Raw genomic sequence first — 17,647 nt, forward strand, 5'->3', positions numbered from 1 at the left:
TTAAAAATTTACCTCCATATTTTGATACATAGGCATGAGCATTGCCGCATAAAGTAAAACGATAATCAGAGCCACAAAGATAAAAACCAGCGGTTGCACCAAATTCATGGTGCGGTTGACTCGGGTAAAAAAGGCTTCCCAAGTTTTTTCAGCATAGATTTCCAACTCACTACCCAGCTTGGACTTGACTTCCCCATACTCGATGATGAGACTCAACTCCTTCTTAAAGAAAGGATAGGTTCCTATCGTCTGAGAAAATTCGCGGCCATTTTGTAGGGATTGAGCTAAATCTTGACCGATTTCTTTAAAGAGCTGGGAACCTTGTTCCTGCATGATCTGAAAAATCTGCATCAGCTCCATCCCCTGCGAAATCATATTCCCCCACTCACGCGCATAATAGGCTGTCAAATAGGTCTGCACAAAGATTCCAAGAAAGGGAAGGCGTGCTAAGATAGAAAAGACGCGCATCTTAGAACTTCTTTTATAAAAAGTTAGTGCTAAAAGGGCAAGTATGAAAACAAACCCTACCATTCCTAGAAAAATTTGTGGCAGATTACCAATGATTTGGGTGGCAATATTGCTACTATCCAGTTGTGGTAGTAGGTAGTTACGTAGTCCCAGCATGATTAAGAGAAGAAAACCTAGTAAAATCAAGGGATAGGTCGCTACTTCAATTAATTTTTTCTTGACCTTGGCAAGATTGTCTAGATATTCTTCTATCTTTCCCAAACTCAGGTGAAGATTCCCATGGACTTCAGCTAGAGATAACTGGGTGACAATGGCACTTGAAAATCCCAAACTTTCCATCATTTCTGAGAATGATTTCCCCTGAGACAAGCCCGTGCGCATTTGTGTCACACACTGCTTGTCCAACAAGGCACTCCTATCTAAAAAAGAGATTGTCTCCACCAGATGAAAACCGCTGGAAAAGAGATTGTTAAACAGGGTGATGATATTTTTTTGCTTAGCTGTAGCTAATTTTTTCCGTTTCAGCCTGAAGACTTGTGATATGTCCATCTTTAAAAAGCTGGTCAATCTGTTCATTCCAGCTAGTTGGCTGGTGTTCTTGATAGTCTTTGTTGGCAAAGTCAACGATTCCTCCTCCCCCGATTAATCTTTGGTAGCAGACTCCTTGCAGAACGACTGCCAATTCCTCCTCACTCACACCCAACTCCAGCAGGCGCTCATAAACACCTCGGATACTCTTGGCATGAATGGTTGAAAAGACTGTCGCACCTGTCAAACTAGCTCTGACCACTGCACGCGCCGTCTCGCTGTCCCGAATTTCTCCGATAATCAAGAGATCTGGCCGATGACGCAAGGAAAGTTTGATGAGATTTTCATAGGTCAACCCGATTGCTTCGTTCAACTGCAACTGAAGCATGTCGTCCTGCTTGATTTCTACAGGATCTTCGATGGACATAACTTGCTGTCCTTTAAAGAGTAACTTGGCCAGTTCATGCATCAAGGTCGTCTTGCCACTTCCGACTGGACCAGCAAAGAGATAGAGACCACGTTGCCTATACTGCTTGCCAAGTTCTTCAATATCCTGAAACCAAAAATGCAAATCCTGCTCCTCATCATGCAACAAGCGAATCACCAAACTCTCCTGCCCTCGATAATCGCCTACAGTAGATAGACGTAGGGACGCCATCTTCTGGTCATAGGCATAATCACAGGAACCAAGTTGACTACGTCGCTTTTCTCCAACATTCATACCCGCCACAAACTTAAAGTGACTGATGACGGCCGCAAATTTTTCGAAATCATAACAACCGATTTTACAGCGCTTGTCTCCTACCCTCATATGAAGTTCATAGGCGTCTAACTTAGGGACAAAATAAATGTCTTGCGCCCCTTTTTTCCGGGCCGAACGAATGATTTCTTGTGCAATTTCTTGAACCATACTTACCTCCTCACCTATACTATTCGCAAAGATTTGGAAAAATAAAAAAAGCAACTCCAAAAAGTTACTTTTTCTCTATTTTAATTTCATACGGCAAGAACGGTGCCTTTCCTGACCTGTTTGTTTTTCATAGCCTGGACGTAATTTTTCATCTGGGATAACCTGCTCGTCCTGCAAAAGAGCCAAAGAATGGTATTGTTGTAAATAGTCGTCACATTCATCACACCAGCGTTGGTCTTCTGGATCCCAAAAAATAGTCATCAAGTCACTTCTACTTTTATAAAGAGGGGATTCTTGTTCCAGTCTAAACCAGCAAGTTTTATAGTATTTGAGAGCATCATAATACTGATCAAATTTTCTACTTGCTACAATATCTTCTTCCCAACCTTCTATAAACCACCAAGGTTCAAAATCTCCGTACATTTCTATAACACGATACATATTCATTCATTCCTTTGTACCGTATATTATAACCAATTCCGCTAAACAAGGAAAGAAATATGCTCATTTCTTAATTTTTTTGATAAAAAATCCAGCCATCCTATGATGACTGAATTTCTATTTGCTTATGTTCCAAAATGTTTTTACTACTTAAGCTTCTGAAATATCGTTTTCGATGATGACCTTGATGGCATGGTGGTCTGCTGCCTTACTGAAGACTTCATAGGCTTTTTCAATTTCACTTAGTTTGAAATAATGAGTTACCAATTTTTCTGGTTCAATCTTATGACTTTCAAGAGCTTTCAACAATTGTGGAGTGGTATTTGTAGATACCAAACCAGTTGTTACATTGATGTTGCGAATCCAAAGTTTGTCCAAATCGAATTCGACTGGTTTACCATGTACACCACAGTTGGCAACTGTTCCGTCTATACCGATAATCTTTTGACAGAAATCAAATGTTGCAGGAATACCAACAGCTTCGATAGCAACATCTACACCACGACCATCTGTCAAATCATAAATTTCTTTAATCGCTTTTTCAGGGTCTGAAGAATTAACCTTATGAGTCGCACCAAATGATAAAGCAGTTTCCAAGCGGTTATCGTCTAAGTCCACCATAATCAATTTGGCTGGTGAGTAGAATTGGGCTGTCAAAAGAGCAGCCAATCCAACTGGACCTGAACCAATAATGGCTACACTACAACCAGGTTCTACTTTCCCTTTCAAGACACCAATTTCATACCCAGTAGGCAAAATGTCTGATAGCATAACCAAGGCTTCATCTGACAAGTTTTCTGGAGTGTGGTAAAGAGTGTTATCTGCATGAGGGACACGTAAATATTCAGCCTGCATACCATCAATCAAGTGACCGAAAATCCAGCCCCCTTCGTCTTCACAGTGGGCATAAATTCCTTTTTTACAGTAGTAGCATTTACCACAGGCACAAACACAAGAAATCAAGACCTTATCACCTTTTTTGAAGTTAGAAACTCCTTCCCCAACTTCTTCAACAATCCCAATCCCTTCGTGACCAAGAATGGTACCACTTTGGCAAGCAGGGACATCCCCTTTGATAATATGGAGGTCTGTTCCACAAATAGTAGTTTTTACGATACGCACAATAGCGTCTGTTGGCTTGCGAATCACTGGTTTGTCTACATCAACAAAAGAAGCAAGTCCTGGTTTAACATAAGTATAGGCTTTCATAAAGCACTCCTCCTTTTTTTATTTGTACTATTTATAATACAATTGTAAGCCTTTTCATTTGTTTGTTCAAGATTTTTTGTGATTTTTTTAACTTTTTTATTTACCGGTAAAGTAATATAGATAAAAAAGCAGAAGCTAATCTCTAACTTCTGCTTTCTCTCTTATGCTTGATAACGTTTCACACCGTCTAGGTAGGTTGCTACCAATTCCAAATCTTTATCTAATACGATAAAGTCTGCATCATATCCTTCACGGATTTGACCACAAACATCATCAATGTGAACAGATTTTGCTGGGTTAAGGCTGGCCATCATGACTGCTTCATGTGGATTCGCAATGCCCCATTCGACCACATTCTTCAAACCGTCCTTGAGTTTGAGGATAGAACCTGCCAAATTGCCTGTCGATTTGAGGCGTGCAGTTCCATTTGCAACGACAACTGGAAATTCTCCCAACATATAGTCACCGTCTTCCAATCCACCCGCTGTCATACAGTCTGTGATAAGGGCGATATTTTCAGTTCCTTTTTGTTTGAGCAAAATATCACAGGCCTTGGGATCTACGTGGTGACCATCACATATCAACTCTGCATAGGTGTGTGGTAATTGATACATGGCTCCAACCATACCGAGTTCGCGGTGAGTCAACCCACGCATTCCATTGTAGGCGTGTACCCAAACACTCGCTCCAGCATCGACTGCTTTTTTAGCTTCATCAAAAGTCGCGTTTGAGTGCCCAAGAGCAACCGTCACACCTTCGCCCGTAACTGTACGAACAAAGTCTTCTACACCTTCACGTTCTGGCGCAAGGGCAATTTTATTTAGCAAGCCATTTGCTGCTTTTTGCCAAGTACGGAACTCATCCATACGAGGATCTTTCATGTAAGCAGGGTTTTGAGCCCCCTTGTATTTCTCTGTGAAATAAGGTCCTTCAAAATAAATTCCACGAATCTTAGCTCCACTTGCTTCCTGGTAACGAGCACCGATATTTTCAGTTACCGCGAGCAATTGCTCATAAGTTGATGTCAAAGTGGTTGGTAAGAAGCTCGTTACTCCCATGCTGAGGAGTCCTTCACTCATGGTATGAAGGGTTCCTTCGATATTATTATCCATAACATCCACACCACCAAATCCATGAATGTGGGTATCCACAAGTCCTGGCGCAATGCTGTATCCTGTATAGTCAATGACGTCAGCGCCTTCAGGAATTTGTTCTACATGTTTTCCAAACTTGCCGTCTACAAGTTCCAAGTAACCACCACGACGAACTCCGTGTGGGTAGAAAAACTGATCCGCTTTAATATAGTTAGGCATAATGTTAACCTCCTTAAAAGATTGATTCTACAATTTATTATGTCAATTACATTATAAACCTTTCTTTTTTATTTGTAAATGGTATAGACCTATTTTCTAGAGATATTTTAAAAGAGCTGGATTTCTCCAACTCTTCTCTTTTTAATACAAGTTATTTTGATTTGACCGGCTTGTCTTGAGCTGTTTGCAAGGCTGCAGCAATGGTATCTGCATACAATTTAGCTCCTGCTTCAATCTTACTATTGTCACTTCCAAAATGGACTTGGTCTGTTCCAGTCCAGATCTCTGGATGCTCTTTAGCAACTTGATTCCAATCTGCTATCGTGATGTAAGGAGTCTTCTCTGCCAATTCTCTCATATAGGCAGCCGCCTTCTCAACGATTGCATAGGTCTCTTTTGTCTTATCTCCTTCATAAGGAGTCACCAAAACCATATGGTGCCCCTTAGGAAGATTTTTCACGATACTATCCCAATCTTCCTTGTAATTTTCAGGATTATTTACCCCAGTTGCAATAACCACCATCTTTGGTAGAAATTTATTCTGGCTATTGTTGAGCATGATTTCATTGGCAGTCTTGGTTGTTCTGCTGACTTGTGCATTAATCTGTGCCCCTGGAAGGGCTGTCTGCAAGGCTGTATTAGCTCTTAGTGCTACCGAATCACCAATTAACATAGTGCCATCAGCAATTCCTAAACTATCAGCTTCTGCTCGTTCTGTCATCACCTTGGTCTGGCTAATATTTGTTGCAGCTTGCTTCAAGCCATTGACAGTTAAGTCTGTCTCAAAAGCTCCCACTTGTGGTGCCAGCAAAGTTACTAAGAAGACAATGAAGGCCAAGATTCCAGTACTTGCTGCAAGGATTGTGTGAATATGAGGCAGGGGACGAAGGGCTTGTATAATAGGTGTGTTCTTTCCCGCAATCCAAGGTTCCAGCACATAAAATGACAGGCTGGCAAATCCATAAGAAAAAAACAAAGTCAGTAACACAGCAAGAAGATTTGATGTCAACTGTGAGAAAATGATATAGAAAGGCCAATGGAAAAGATAAACCGCATAGCTAGTATCCGCTAAAAAGCTGATAATCTTTGGCTCCTGCATGTTAGGAGTCTTTTCATGTAAGACACGCGCCGCCAGAATCATAGCAAGGGCTGCAAGGCTGGCAAGCAAGAAGCCCATAAGATAGGCAAAGAGATAGGTAAATTTGACAAAGAAGGTCAAAATGAGTAAGAATCCAAAACCTCCTCCAAAAACCAAAAGGGTCTTGCGTAAATCCCAGATTTTATCCAATTGCTTAACTAGGGAAGTCGTCTGACGAACGCCTACAATCGTTGCTAGGATACTTCCCAAAAAGAATGGATAGACATGAGTTAAACTGGAGAAGTAAACAGAGGAATAAGAGGTTACTAGAAAACTACCAATAAACATGGAGAAGAAGCTGATTAAGAAGGCAGCAGCAGATAAGAGAAAGACCATTCCTTTCAACTGACCATTTGATCTAGACTGTTTAGATAAGAACCAAACTGCCAATCCCCAGAGGATATAGTAGTGAACCTCAACAGCCAAGCTCCAATTATGAACAAACAAATGAGGAATGAACTGAGATTCATAACTCCCACCTGTTAGCAGTTCATAGAAGTTGGTCATAAAGCCTAAGACACCCGCAATCTGACCTCCAATTCCAGCCACATAGTCTTGGCGAACCAAGAAAGTAAAGGGCATGGTCACCAAGACCATCAAAACCACAGGCGGCACAATCCGATAAAAGCGTCTCCTAAAAAATCCTATCAAGTCAATCTCATGATTTTTAGAAAATTCTTCGACGAGTAGAGCCGTAATCAGGAAACCTGAAAATGTGAAAAAGACATCTACCCCGAAAAAACCTCCAGGAAAGATGGTCTGAAAGAAATGATACAAGAGTACCAGTAGTAAACCTGTAATCCTAATCAAGGAAAACCATTTAATGCGCATACGAGTTTATTCTTCCTTTCATTGTACACTTTATTCTATCAAAAAAAGAAGAAAAATCCCAAGAGAAAACTTAGGATTTTTAGCTTATATCAATTCCAGTTTAAAAATTACGGCCTGACTTATTATAACCATATTTTTCAACAAAATACTCACGGAATTCCAAGAGATTGTCATCCATGATGGCTTGTCGCACTTGCTTCATCAGGTTAAGCAAGAAGTAAAGGTTATGGTAGCTAGTCAAGCGGATACCAAAGGTTTCATCGGCCTTGAGCAGGTGACGAAGGTAGGCGCGTGTATAGTTCTTACATGTGTAGCAATCACACTCAGGATCCAGTGGCGTAAAGTCCTCAGCAAACTGGGCATTTTTGACAACCAAACGACCTTGACTGGTCATACAAGTCCCATTACGAGCGATACGAGTCGGCAAGACACAATCAAACATATCCACTCCACGAATCACCCCATCAATCAAGCTATCTGGCGCTCCCACACCCATCAAATAGCGAGGTTTGTTTTCGGGCAACAATTGGGTTGTAAAGTCCAAGACAGCATTCATCTCTTCGTGGGTTTCTCCCACTGCCAAACCACCGATAGAGTAGCCTGGGAAAGCCATGCTGACCAGGTCATGGGCCGATTGGCGGCGAAGGTCTTCAAACCCTGCCCCCTGCACAATTCCAAACAAACCTTGGTCATGCGGACGGCGGTGAGCCTTCAAACCACGCTCAGCCCAACGACTAGTACGTTCGATTGATTTCTTAACGTAGTCGTAAGGTTGATAAAACTGGGGACATTCGTCAAAGGACATCATGATGTCTGAGCCCAAATTATTCTGAATAGAAATGGCTTTTTCTGGGGACAAGAACATCTTAGAACCATTGAGATGGTTTTTAAAGGTTACTCCTTCTTCTGTGATATTACGGCTATCTGCTAAGGAATAAACCTGAAAACCACCACTATCTGTCAAGATAGGCTGGTCCCAATTCATGAACTTGTGGAGACCACCTGCGCGTGCGATGAGTTCATCTCCAGGGCGAAGCCAGAGATGATAGGTGTTTGACAGGATAATTCCCGAACCCATCTCCTTCAATTCTTCAGGCGACTGAGTTTTGACAGTGGCTTGTGTCCCAACTGGCATAAACATAGGTGTTGGGAAGGTACCGTGGGGAGTGATGATTTCTCCCAGACGAGCTCCTGTGTGTTTTTCTTTCTTAATCAAACGATATTTGATTGGTGAATCTGACATTTTTTACCTCCGAAGCTGAGAAAGACAGTCCCAGTTCATACTTTGTGCCCAAGGGCATACTGTATGATTTTATCAAAAAAAGTAGGAACTGTCACGAACTATGTATAGGAACTATGGTATAATGAGAGAATGAAATACCCAAAAATTGATTTAAAAACCATTCGTCTGCAGGCTAGACAATTTCAATCTGAAAATCCCCGCCTCTTTCTCGTCTATCTCTTACCTAGCATACTGGTCATTTTGTCTGGCTTCCTCAATCCCTTAGAGCGCATCAACGAGAGTGTTTTAGAACAACCCTTTTTAAGCGTGTTTGACCATGTATTCCAAGCCTACCTTTTTCCTCTATTAGTCTCCTTTATCGGAACTATTCTTCTAACCAGTTCAGTCTACACAACACTTAAACTCATCAAGAATCCTGATACAGAACTATCCGTCAAAAATAGTCTAACTCTCTTTAATGAAGAGCACTTTTCACAAACCTTTTTGACTCTTCTTCTCAAACGTCTCTATCTCTTCTTATGGAGCATTCCTAGTTTGCTTGGGATTTACTTCCTCTTTTACAGTAGCTTTTTAGCCAAGAAATTCGTTGCAATCCATCCTGAATTTCCTAATCTGGATCTCTCGTCAATTGAAACTGAACATTTCCTCTTGACCTTTGGTCTTTACTTTCTAGCAAGTATCCTCTTGATGATTGTCGGAAATAGTCTCTATATCCCACAATACTATGCCTATTCGCAGGTAGAATTTCTCCTCTGTGACACCCTAGACTTAGGACAAGCCAAACCAGGACAAATACTAAAAACCAGCCGTTTCCTGATGAAAGGCTACAAATTTCAGCGCTTTATTCTAGATCTACAACTCCTTCCTTGGTACTTCCTCAATTGGATTACCTTTGGGATTGCTAGTTTCTCACTCCTACCCTACATTCAAATTAATAAAATGATTTTTTACCGAGCAGTATTGGCTCGAAAACGTCCAAAAGCTTGAAGGTTTTCCCTCAAGCTTTTTTCTATCAATGAGTTTCTCCGCCTACCAACTTGAGGTCCTGATCTCCATGTTCTATAATGGCGCCGATTGCCGCTTCTATCCCTCGCCTAATATCCACTAAACTCATAGCTGGGGTAGTCGGTCGATTCACCACCTGTTCCATCATATAAGGAATATGCATAAAACCTGCCTTGACATGGGGAAATTTCTTTTCTACCAAATAGAGGACTTGATACATCAAATGATTGCAGACAAAAGTCCCTGCAGTATTGGAAACAGAGGCCGGCAATCCCTCTTTTTTTATAGCTTGAACCATCGCTTTAATCGGCAGACTACTAAAGTAGGCAGGAGCACCGTCTGGGCGAATGGTAAGGTCAATCGGTTGATTACCCTCATTATCAGGAATCCGTGCATCGTCTTGATTAATAGCTACTCGCTCAGGCGTCAAGCTAGTTCTTCCACCTGCTTGGCCGATACAAAGGACAAAGTCAGGTTGATAGCGGTTCATCTCTTCTTCCAATACTTGAGCCGATTTGTGAAAGACTGTTGGCACTTCTAGCCAACGAAGCTCAGCACCATGGATTTCAGCTGGTAAACCTTTAATGGCCTCCAAAGCTGGATTGACCTTTTCCCCTCCAAAGGGCTCAAAACCTGTCACTAATACTTTCATTTCTAACTCCTCAAAACCAATTTAATGAAACTATTTTATTAAAAACAAGTATAACATATTTCCTTTATTCTGGAGTGAAAAGGACTAGAGAGACTAGGATTGATTTTTGAGCTTATTTAAAGAAAAAAATACTAATCAAGGATAAAATAGCTGGTCCACCTTGCTTCAAAATAATTTTCTTATCTGTTGTTAGAGAGCCATAAGCCGCAGCACCAATCACAAATAAAACAAAAATAGTCACAATTTCTAAATTCTGTGAGAAATAAATTCCATACAAGAGAAAGACTCCTAGTAGAGCATTATAAATCCCTTGATTTTTAAACAATGACCTTACAGACGGACGAGCCAGTTCTTCCTTTTTCATGTTAAAGACACGACTAGTCGCATCTGATTGCGTTGCAATACTTTCCAAATAAAAAATGTAAAAATGCTCCAAAGCAACAGTCGTTGCTAAAATGATTGTCATAATTGACATCTATTTCTCCTTAAATTTCTATATTTTCAATACCTAAAACCAATTTATTTAATAAACGGCTGAGCTCTGTTCTTTCAGACTCTGTTAAGATACTTTCCATCTCTTGCTTAACCTTGATATGCTGTAGAGGTGGATTCATCACTAACTGCTCCTTGGCATACTTCGTAGCCTCTACCAACACTTCTCGCTGATTTTCAGGATTGCGATGACGCTCCACCAAACCTTCCTTTTCCAGAATTTTGAAATGTCGGGTCAAAGCAGCCTGATCAATCTTCAAACGCTCCTGAACCGCTATTTGATTACAAGGGGAATGCTTCATCAAAAATAATAAAATCTGATACCGTGTCAAACTAATCCCAAGTCTTTTTTCAAACAATTGCGTACTTGCTTGCTCAGACAAGCGGAGTTGATAAAGTAAATCTTGAATCTCTAACATTTCTTCTTCCCTTTTATTGATTTATCAATAGTTGATTAATCAAGTATAATACAAAGTAAAATAGATTGCAAGAATGTTGCTTCAATCATTACAAAATGGTAACTTCCATTTCCCATTCAAATTGACAAACAAAAAAACGAACGAGACTCGCTTCCTATCACGAAAGCTAGATCTCATTCATCAAAATGATATTACAAAGTCTGGCTTATCCATTCATTGAAACGTGAACGTGATCATAGTGATTTTCTGTCACGCTACCACGGTCTGGCATTGGGTTCCAAGTATTAGCTGGCCCATATTTACTATCGAATGGAGCATAGAAACGTTGTTTCCAGATGATATAACTAATACCACGGCTAGCCATGTTTTGAATAGCGTATTCCGCAATCTTATCCCCTAGTTCTGAGCTTTCTGGTACCATAAAATCGATAGCCAAACCTTTTCCGTGATCTCCACTATCTCCTGGACGGTAACCACTAAAGAATGTGATGCCAAACAAGTTGGCGATTTCTTCTTTAAAGGCAGCTGTTTGTGGTTGAAGACCTGCATTTTCAGATTTCGCTACCGCCAGTCCAACATAATCGGGCGCTGCTGGAGCTGCGTAAGTTGTTGAAACTGTTTTCTTCTCTTCTGGTTGATAAGTAGGAACTGCTGTTGTAGCTTCATTTGATGAGGTTTCTTCTAAACTTGTTGCAGTTGTTTCGGTTGCTTTTTCTTCTACTGGCGTTGTAGTTGCTTCTACTGCTGATTCAGCTTGAGTGCTTGCTTGTGTTTCATCTTTCTCAGCTGGAGTCGTTGCCTGAGGAGCTGCTTCTGCAACTGCACTACTTGTTTCGGCTGTTTGCTCCGCTGACGTTGAAGTATTTGTAGATGGTGCTACTTCTTCTGTAGTAGCAGCTGTCTCTGCAACTTCTGAATTTGTTGCTACTTCTTTTGTACTTGTAGTTTCTACCGCTTTTGGCGCTTCTGCAATTGGTTGAGAAAGGTCTGCAACCTGAACAGTTTGATCATCAACCGTCACTTGATTGGTTGTCAAATCTGCTGTCGCAGTTGTCACTTCTTCACTAGAGTCTGCTTGAGGAGTTTGGATTTCAACTTCTGTTACTTCTTCTGCTTCATTGACAGTCGTTGTCAAAACAGTTTCTGGGAAAATCAAGTCCATATTAGTGATTTTATTCAAATTCGCAAGAACTGTGACATCTACACCCAAGGCTTCTGCAATGGTGCTCAAAGTATCACCATATTGAACGGTATAACTTGTTTTGTTATCCGTTTTAGTCAAATCGTTTTGGATTTGCTCAACACTACGTGCAGTCCAAAGAACTTCTTCTGCTTGAGTTGCCAATACTGGGGCAAATGACAGGGCTACTGTTGACGCTAATAAAATTCTTTTCTTCATTCTTTCAAATTCCTTTCAAATGAGTACCTGTCTATCATAACACAAAAAGAGCAGAAAAAAAGCCCTCTCGGGCCTATTTAACAGAACTGTCTATTCTTTGTAACAAACTCGGTTACTTGAAACAGTTTGTTAGGTCTCTGTCACAGAACTGACACAATCTTTTTATCGCTCAGACTTAAAAAAACGGGAAATATCTGCTAACTCTTGAATTCTGTGATTGCCTTCATAAGACGACTCTAAAAAATTAATGCTCTGAATACCACTATTCTGGGCAAATTCTACATCCAGAGTCCGATCCCCTATATAATAGGTTTTCTCAGGATACAACTGATACTTGTCTAACAGATAGGTAGCCGCTTCCGGATTAGGCTTCCGCACAAAACCACTCTGACTGGTTAAAATCTCTGTAAAATAGGACTCCAAACCCAAGTCTCTTAGAATGGTAAAAGCATTGTCTCCCTTATGAGTGTAAACAAAATTCCGAATCCCTACTTGGTCTGCCCAACTCAACACCTCACGCGCACCTGGCATTAAGACTACTTGGGCATTCTTTTCAGCCAGACTCTGGGCACGCACTTGATTGAGCATTTCCACATCCAGCTTTCTCTCTTCTGCCACCTGCACAAGTAAATCCTGCACCGAAAACTTGAGGATAAACTCTCTCACCTGCTCCTTATCATAAGGAATAGAAAACTGAGCAAAAGTTTCCTCAATCCCTGACAAAATCGCTTCGTAAGAGTCCAATAAAGTCCCGTCTAAATCCCAAATAAAAGCTGTTTTTTGCATTTCCTATCCTCTCAAGCTCATATAACGCTGGTAACGGTAACGTAGAAATAACCAACGAAAACCATTATCCAAAAGGGTTCCGGCCCAAATACCGGACAAGCCCCAACCAAGCACAATCCCCATCAGATATCCTGTTCCAATGCGGATACACCACATTCCTATACTTGTCGCATAAAAGGGAAGCCGAGCATTGCCCAAACCCTGCCAAACTGCTGTATAGATGACTGTTCCTATCGTCATAGGAGTACCAAGTAGTGAAAAAAGTGTCACTAGCACACTAGCCTCCACCGCTAGAGAATCATTCGTATAGAGATGAGTCAGTGGTATGCCCAAGGCATAGACACTAAGCGTCAAGGGCAACATGAGAAGCAGAGAAAGCCAAAAGGTTTGCTTGCTCAAATTAGCTACTTTTTTCCAATTATCCTCCCCAACTGCTCGAGCCACCAGCATGACCGTTGCCGTAGCGACGCCAAAGGCAGGCATATAGTTAAACTGGGTCAAGACTTCTCCGACTGCATTTCCAGCCACTGCCTCTGTCCCGAAAGACACAACCAAGGCAATGATTACTACATCTCCAGCCCGCATCATAAGCCGCTCTCCAGCTGCTGGCAAAGCTAAGGTCAATAGTTCCTTATCTAAACCAAAAGTCGGTTTCTCAAAAGTCAACTTTAATTGCGACCATAAAATCACAAGACCAACCAAACGAGACAGAATAGTCCCCCAAGCAACACCTGCTATCCCCATATCCAGTACAAAAATAGCTAGACTGGAAAAGAGAATATTCAAGGCATTGGATAAAAAACTAACATAGAGAGGCAGACGTGGATTATGCGTTGCACGAATCAAGGCTCCCAGACTAGTCATTAAACCTAAGAGAACAATCGATCCTCCTACCAAAGATAGGTAGAGTCCTCCACTCTCAGCTACATCTCTCTCCGTCCCCAGAAGCCCTATCATCTCTTGCCCAGCGAAGATAGACAAAGCTCCTAAAAGGAAACTTAATAGTAAGGTAATCTTCAACGCCTCAGTCACATGATAGGCTAGCATAGATTGATCCTTCTGCCCCAAACTTTTTGAAATAACACTAGAAATAGCTGCTCCAAGAGCAATGAAAATCGCCTGGTAAATCGTGATAATATTGCCAGCTACTGAAACACCCGAAATGGCTATCAATCCTAAATGAGCAACCAAGTAACTGTCCACCATCCCCATGAGCATCTGCAAAAAGTTTTCGCCCATAGCTGGCAAGGCAATATTAAGAATGTCTTTATTTTTCTTAAACAATCCTTCCTCCTGATGAAAAGAAACTCAGTTGGTTTCCCAACCGAGTTTACTCCCTCTGTCTTAAAGTCCTAGATAAGCCTCAACTGCTACTTGCATGTCTGTTGCTGCAACAGTTGTCTTATGACGAACAGGAGCTGTTTCAAGCCCGTCAACTGCTGGCGGCACTGCCACTCCTGAAATATCATGTAATTGAGCCAAGGCTTCAAAGTCGCCAAGCCCTGATTTTCCAGTTACAGCTTCTACTGCAACCACTGGGAACTTGTATGGACTCGCTGTTGAAGCAATCACTGTCTTAGTCACATCGCCAGTAGCCGCTTGGTATTTCTTATAAACTGCCGAGGCAACCGCCGTATGTGGATCCTCGATATAAGAATCTGCCTCATAAACACGCTTGATTTCTGCCACTGTTTCTTCCTCAGTCGCATATTCAGCTGCAAAGAGGTTAAGAATCTCTGCATCAAAGTCTGTCAACTCATATTGTCCTTGCTTGTTCAAGGCATTCATGAGTTCAGCTGTTTTAACCGCATCATTCCCCAAAAGATGGAAAATCAGGCGCTCCAAGTTTGAAGATACTAAGATATCCATAGATGGACTAGTTGTTACCTTAAACTCACGCTTCTTATCGTAAACACGTGTCTTGAAGAAGTCTGTCAAAACATTGTTGTCATTTGAAGCACAGATTAATTTGCCAACTGGTAGACCAATTTGCTTAGCATAAAAGGCAGCTAAGATATTTCCAAAGTTTCCTGTTGGTACTGTGAAGTTGACCTTATCACCAGCCAAAATCTCACCAGTTTTAACAAGCTGAGCGTAGGCATAAACATAGTAGACAATCTGTGGTACCAAACGACCAATATTCATAGAGTTAGCTGATGAAAATTGCAACTTGTTGGCCGCTAATCTTTCACGAAGAGCCACATCGTTAAACATATGCTTCACATTCGTTTGGGCATCATCAAAGTTACCATCAATAGCGATAACATGAGTATTGTCGCCAGTCTGAGTGGTCATTTGCAACTCTTGTACCTTGCTGACACCATCCTTTGGATAAAAGACGATAATCTCAGTACCAGGAACATCCGCAAACCCTGCCATAGCAGCTTTCCCAGTATCACCAGATGTCGCTGTCAAAATGACGATTTTGTTCTCTAAACCATGCTTCCTAGTAGCTGTTGTCATAAAGTATGGCAAAATAGACAAGGCCATATCCTTAAAAGCAATTGTTGAACCATGGAACAGTTCCAAGTTATATTGCCCGTCTAATTTCACTAATGGTGCGATAGCTGGAGTATCAAACTTGCTATCGTAGGCATTGTTGATACAGTAGTCCAACTCTTCAGCTGTAAAGTCATCTAAAAATGCTGACAAAACTAACTTAGCAACTTCCTGATAAGAAGCATCTTTCAATTTGTCAAAATCCAAATCTACCTTTGGATAAGTAAGCGGTGTAAACAAACCACCATCCGTTGCCAAACCTTGCAAAATTGCTTGGCTAGCAGTTACTGTATTGTTAGCATCACGCGTTGATTGATAAACTAATGTCATTACTCTCTATCCTTTATCTATAGTCTCATCCATTATATCATGATTTTTCAGAAAATTCTCCTTTTACAAGAGAAATTATAGGCTCAATTCTTCTTTCAAAGGCTGTAAGTAGGTCATTTCTTGCTTATTTCTCATCTCCAGTCCTTCCTCAGCTAGAAGGAGTAAATCTTTGGAAAATTCAATAATCGCAGTTTTTTTCTCAGCTATAAGATTTTTTTTAGAAAATTGCCGTCTTAAAAACTTGTAATCACGACCAAATTCTTTAAAGAAAGGTGCTGTTTCTAAGTAAGCTTCTAACTTATCTAAATTAACCAACAATCCTAAGTGAAAAGTTGCTGAAGCGAAGGTTCTATCTAGAGGTTGAGTACACACACTACGAAACTCAACTGTTCCGCGAGTCGTTAAGTCTTGGTACTGATAACTACGATGGGTTTCAAAATCCTTCTCTTGAGGATAAATAATAATCTCATCCCCATTAAGCGCATATGCTTGGATTTCAGGTGTAGTCAGGTACTCGCTTGCCTGAATGGGATAAAAATAATAGGTTTGTTCTTCACGTTCCGCAGTAAAAATTGCAGAATGATCTAGATAATCAAAAAAATCATCCTCATCTTTAAAGAGTCTAGCATTGACCCCGACATTTTCTGGATAGATACCATGCATAGATTCTTCCCAGAAAATATCTCTTGAAATTTTCGTATCCCAATCCTCACCTGAAAACTCAGAATTTGCAAATAAATAAGCCTTAACTGCTTCAATTTGGGTAAAAGCATTAATCACTCTTAAATAGTTAGACTTTGAAACATCCAGTTGTACCTGACTCCCACATATAAAAGCACCATATTCAGGGAAATGATGCAAGTCTGATTTAGCAACATTTCTACTCATATTCAAATAATCCATCAACATCTGATAGCGTGGATAAGCCACTGGACAATTCTCATTTTTATCCCAGTTGGGATGGATACCACAGCCAACAATAGCATGATTTGATTCAGCTAACTTCTTCTGGATTGCCTCCATATAAATATTAAAACGTTCTTCAACTTCTTGTATCGTTTCAGCCTTACCAAATGCAAACTCAATCGTAGTATAGGAAACTTCAAATAAAATAGTATCCTGACTTACTGGGTCCACTAACTGAATAGGAGTCCCAAAATCATCTACCTTTTCGACAGTAAAATCCAAAGCAGAAACTAAATATCGGAATAAGTACTTGATAACTTCAACATCTGTAGCATCCCCTTCCAAGTTTACAACAGGATATTCCAGCTCAATCCCGACAAACAATTCAGGATTTTCTTTAATATTTTTTAAATACCGATGTTTTAATAAATCGATAGAACGAGACATACTTCCCTACACTTTCATAATCTAAATAAAATTTGAATAACTATTATTATACCAAAAATAATATAAAAAGGAACGAAGATTTACAACGTTCCTTCCTCTATACTATACCGGCGGCCGGGGTCGAACCGGCACGTCCTTGCGGACACTGGATTTTGAGTCCAGCGCGTCTGCCAATTCCGCCACGCCGGCAAATAGTAACTGGGGTAGCTGGATTCGAACCAACGCATGAGGGAGTCAAAGTCCCTTGCCTTACCGCTTGGCTATACCCCAATAATATAAAATAGGCGAGTGATGGGGATCGAACCCACGCATGCCAGAGCCACAATCTGGTGTGTTAACCACTTCACCACACCCGCCATAATTTTATTAACACGGGCAGTAGGAATTGAACCCACACTGAAGGTTTTGGAGACCTTAGTTCTACCTTTAAACTATGCCCGTAACTAAAATAATGGAAGGGGAGGGATTCGAACCCCCGAACCCGAAGGAGCGGATTTACAGTCCGCCGCGTTTAGCCTCTTCGCTACCCTTCCGAAAAATATATAATGGCGCGAGACGGAATCGAACCGCCGACACATGGAGCTTCAATCCATTGCTCTACCAACTGAGCTACCGAGCCTTATTGCGGGAG

Annotated in this window: 16 protein-coding genes and 6 tRNA genes; 1 reads left to right on the plus strand and 21 read right to left on the minus strand. The window is 41.0% G+C overall.

All coding sequences use genetic code 11. The features are described from left to right. The 7 genes from comGB to tgt form a co-directional block, all read right to left on the minus strand. A complete protein-coding gene (gene comGB / locus B7698_RS01565; RefSeq protein WP_084864424.1) occupies positions 1–1,017 on the minus strand; it encodes a competence type IV pilus assembly protein ComGB in 1,017 nt (338 codons plus the stop codon). Continuing rightward, positions 965–1,906, minus strand: a complete 942-nt coding sequence (comGA, locus tag B7698_RS01570; protein ID WP_020903622.1) for a competence type IV pilus ATPase ComGA — start codon at positions 1,904–1,906, stop codon at positions 965–967. The genes comGB and comGA overlap by 53 nt, the downstream gene beginning before the upstream one ends. Before the next feature lie 75 nt (positions 1,907–1,981). Then, positions 1,982–2,347, minus strand: a complete 366-nt coding sequence (locus B7698_RS01575) for a DUF1033 family protein (RefSeq protein ID WP_020903623.1) — start codon at positions 2,345–2,347, stop codon at positions 1,982–1,984. A 150-nt stretch (positions 2,348–2,497) separates the two neighbouring features. Beyond that, on the minus strand, positions 2,498–3,556 hold the full coding sequence (locus tag B7698_RS01580; protein ID WP_020903624.1) for a zinc-dependent alcohol dehydrogenase family protein: 1,059 nt from the start codon (positions 3,554–3,556) through the stop codon (positions 2,498–2,500). Between the two features lie 161 nt (positions 3,557–3,717). Then, on the minus strand, positions 3,718–4,869 hold the full coding sequence (gene nagA, locus B7698_RS01585) for an N-acetylglucosamine-6-phosphate deacetylase (RefSeq protein ID WP_084864425.1): 1,152 nt from the start codon (positions 4,867–4,869) through the stop codon (positions 3,718–3,720). Between the two features lie 151 nt (positions 4,870–5,020). Continuing rightward, positions 5,021–6,838 carry an acyltransferase family protein gene (locus B7698_RS01590; protein WP_084864426.1) on the minus strand — a complete coding sequence of 606 codons (1,818 nt, stop codon included), beginning with the start codon at positions 6,836–6,838 and terminating at the stop codon, positions 5,021–5,023. 100 nt (positions 6,839–6,938) lie between these two features. Continuing rightward, complete coding sequence (gene tgt / locus B7698_RS01595) at positions 6,939–8,081, minus strand: tRNA guanosine(34) transglycosylase Tgt (RefSeq protein ID WP_084864427.1); 1,143 nt, start codon at positions 8,079–8,081, stop codon at positions 6,939–6,941. Between the two features lie 129 nt (positions 8,082–8,210). Between tgt and B7698_RS01600 the strand changes: the two genes are divergently transcribed. Beyond that, positions 8,211–9,068: a DUF975 family protein gene (locus tag B7698_RS01600; protein ID WP_084864428.1), complete on the plus strand. Its 858-nt coding sequence runs from the start codon at positions 8,211–8,213 to the stop codon at positions 9,066–9,068. Positions 9,069–9,093: 25 nt separating this feature from the next. Here B7698_RS01600 and pcp read toward each other — a convergent pair whose 3' ends face one another. The 14 genes from pcp to B7698_RS01670 form a co-directional block, all read right to left on the minus strand. Then, positions 9,094–9,738, minus strand: a complete 645-nt coding sequence (gene pcp / locus B7698_RS01605; RefSeq protein WP_084864429.1) for a pyroglutamyl-peptidase I — start codon at positions 9,736–9,738, stop codon at positions 9,094–9,096. A gap of 112 nt (positions 9,739–9,850) precedes the next feature. After that, entirely contained in the window at positions 9,851–10,213 is a 363-nt protein-coding gene (locus B7698_RS01610) for a DUF1304 domain-containing protein (RefSeq protein ID WP_084864430.1), read from the minus strand. 10 nt (positions 10,214–10,223) lie between these two features. Further along, positions 10,224–10,649, minus strand: a complete 426-nt coding sequence (locus tag B7698_RS01615; RefSeq protein WP_192855084.1) for a MarR family winged helix-turn-helix transcriptional regulator — start codon at positions 10,647–10,649, stop codon at positions 10,224–10,226. 205 nt (positions 10,650–10,854) lie between these two features. Continuing rightward, positions 10,855–12,048, minus strand: coding sequence for a LysM peptidoglycan-binding domain-containing protein (locus B7698_RS01620; RefSeq protein WP_084864431.1), 1,194 nt, complete (start codon positions 12,046–12,048; stop codon positions 10,855–10,857). Between the two features lie 162 nt (positions 12,049–12,210). After that, positions 12,211–12,834 (minus strand): HAD family hydrolase, encoded by a 624-nt coding sequence (locus B7698_RS01625; RefSeq protein ID WP_084864432.1) that lies wholly within the window; start codon positions 12,832–12,834, stop codon positions 12,211–12,213. A gap of 3 nt (positions 12,835–12,837) precedes the next feature. After that, positions 12,838–14,118, minus strand: coding sequence for an MATE family efflux transporter (locus B7698_RS01630; RefSeq protein WP_084864433.1), 1,281 nt, complete (start codon positions 14,116–14,118; stop codon positions 12,838–12,840). A gap of 60 nt (positions 14,119–14,178) precedes the next feature. Next, complete coding sequence (thrC, locus tag B7698_RS01635; protein ID WP_084864434.1) at positions 14,179–15,663, minus strand: threonine synthase; 1,485 nt, start codon at positions 15,661–15,663, stop codon at positions 14,179–14,181. A 75-nt stretch (positions 15,664–15,738) separates the two neighbouring features. Next, the gene (locus B7698_RS01640; RefSeq protein ID WP_084864435.1) at positions 15,739–17,016 is read right to left on the minus strand and encodes a glutamate-cysteine ligase family protein; all 1,278 of its coding nucleotides are present in this window, start codon (positions 17,014–17,016) and stop codon (positions 15,739–15,741) included. A gap of 105 nt (positions 17,017–17,121) precedes the next feature. After that, a tRNA-Leu gene (locus B7698_RS01645) sits at positions 17,122–17,205 on the minus strand. Between the two features lie 9 nt (positions 17,206–17,214). Next, positions 17,215–17,286 (minus strand) — tRNA-Gln (locus B7698_RS01650). Positions 17,287–17,299: 13 nt separating this feature from the next. Beyond that, positions 17,300–17,372, minus strand: a tRNA-His gene (locus tag B7698_RS01655). Positions 17,373–17,386: 14 nt separating this feature from the next. Beyond that, positions 17,387–17,457 (minus strand) — tRNA-Trp (locus B7698_RS01660). 11 nt (positions 17,458–17,468) lie between these two features. Next, positions 17,469–17,549: transfer RNA gene (locus B7698_RS01665), tRNA-Tyr, on the minus strand. A 13-nt stretch (positions 17,550–17,562) separates the two neighbouring features. Next, positions 17,563–17,635 (minus strand) — tRNA-Phe (locus tag B7698_RS01670). Positions 17,636–17,647 lie beyond the last annotated feature (12 nt).

Origin of the sequence: Streptococcus mitis (assembly GCF_002096855.1) — a bacterium.
GTDB classification, from domain to species: domain Bacteria; phylum Bacillota; class Bacilli; order Lactobacillales; family Streptococcaceae; genus Streptococcus; species Streptococcus mitis_Y.